The organism is Priestia sp. P5_B4 (genome assembly GCF_056400385.1).
In genome coordinates this window covers 1-1,659 of record NZ_JBFULJ010000839.1, presented here as the reverse complement: position 1 = coordinate 1,659, position 1,659 = coordinate 1, and the positions used below count along the sequence as shown (strand labels likewise).

The 1,659-nt window shown below is 35.3% G+C and carries 2 protein-coding genes; both read left to right on the top strand.

Annotated elements, in window-relative coordinates; translation table 11 throughout:
- Positions 1-1,081, top strand: a 1,081-nt coding sequence (locus AC1DRF_RS26545; RefSeq protein ID WP_477742136.1) for a sensor histidine kinase, incomplete at its 5' end; no start/stop codon positions are given.
- A partial coding sequence (locus AC1DRF_RS26540; RefSeq protein ID WP_477742135.1) for a response regulator transcription factor occupies positions 1,059-1,659 on the top strand: 601 nt, incomplete at its 3' end. The genes AC1DRF_RS26545 and AC1DRF_RS26540, both read left to right, overlap by 23 nt.

The following is a 1,659-nucleotide window of genomic DNA, read 5'->3' as shown; positions in this document are numbered from 1 at the left end:
GTACTTTACATATATCAACCTTGATTTTCCTTTCTCGAATCAAGAAAAAGGAAGCATTTACGTTTTGCGAAAAATCAGCCCTTATGTAGGCCTTATTAATCGAATTTTCCCTTTTTTAATCTTTCTACTATTAATTTTAGTAATTGTGATTATTGGATTTTTAAACTATCTTGTTTCAAGAAGCATTATTAAACCCATTCGTGAATTAAAAGAAGCGGCTGAAAAAATAAAACAAGGTGATCTTCACTTTGAGATCTCTGCTAATTCAAAGGATGAAATAGGCGAATTAACGCAAGCTTTTGAAGAAATGAGGCAAAAACTAAAATCTTCTGTTGAACTGCAAATTCAGTATGAAGATAACCGTAAACAGCTGCTTTCAAGTATTTCACACGATCTGCGAACTCCTATTACTTCCATTGTAGGATATGTAGAAGGAATTCAAGATGGAGTAGCTAACACGCCAGATAAGCTTTCTAAATATTTGTTAACGATTTCAACGAAAGCAAAAGACATGAATGCGTTAATCGATGAGCTGTTTTTATTTTCTAAATTGGATTTGCACGAAATTCCATTTGTGTTTAAAAAACTTAATATTTCTGCATTTATGGAAAGTTATGTGCAAGAGCTTCAGTTTGAAATGAGCGAACATGATATTGATGTTTTATTTTCTAATGATTCTCTAACGACACTGTATGCAAAGGCAGATGCTGAGCAGCTGCGAAGAGTTTTAATAAATTTAACAACCAACAGCATTAAATTTATGGATAAAGAAAGAAGAAGAATCGATATCGTTCTTTCTGCTACCGAAAGTGAACTCATTATTGAAGTGAAAGACAATGGCGCAGGGATTTCACCGGAAGCATTAGCGCATATTTTTGACCGGTTTTATCGAGCAGAACAGTCCCGCAACAGCAATACTGGAGGAAGTGGACTTGGACTGGCCATTGCAAAACAAATTGTTGAACGCCACGGGGGAGACATCTGGGCACTAAGTAAGTTTGGCGAAGGAACAAGTATTTTCTTTTCTTTGCAAAAAATGAATGAAAATGGTGATACATATGAAGAAGATATTGTTAGTTGAAGATGAAGTAAGTATTGCTGAATTGCAAAGAGATTATTTAGAAATTAACGATTTTGAAATAGACGTTCAATATAGCGGTGATAAGGGATTAGAAAAAGCGTTAAATGAACATTTTGATCTGGTTATTTTGGATATTATGCTCCCTAAAGTGAGCGGATTTGAAGTGTGCAAGCAAATTCGAGCTGCAAAAGATATACCAATCATTTTAGTTTCGGCTAAAAAAGAAGAAATCGATAAAATTAGAGGGCTCGGGCTAGGTGCAGATGACTATATTACCAAGCCATTCAGCCCTGGGGAGTTGGTTGCAAGAGTCAAAGCGMATTTAGCGAGATATGAAAGACTCTCTGATAAGCAGGAAAAGCGTATGATTCGTATTCATGGCTTAGCGATTGACACGCTCGCTAGAAGAGTATTTGTGAATGACAAAGAAGTGTTTTTTACAGCGAAGGAATTCGATTTGCTGAAGTTTATCGTTTCTCATCCAAATCAAGTATTAAGTAAAGAACATCTATTTGAAAAAATTTGGGGATTTGATTCTTCCGGAGACATTTCAACCGTAACAGTTCACATTCGAAAAC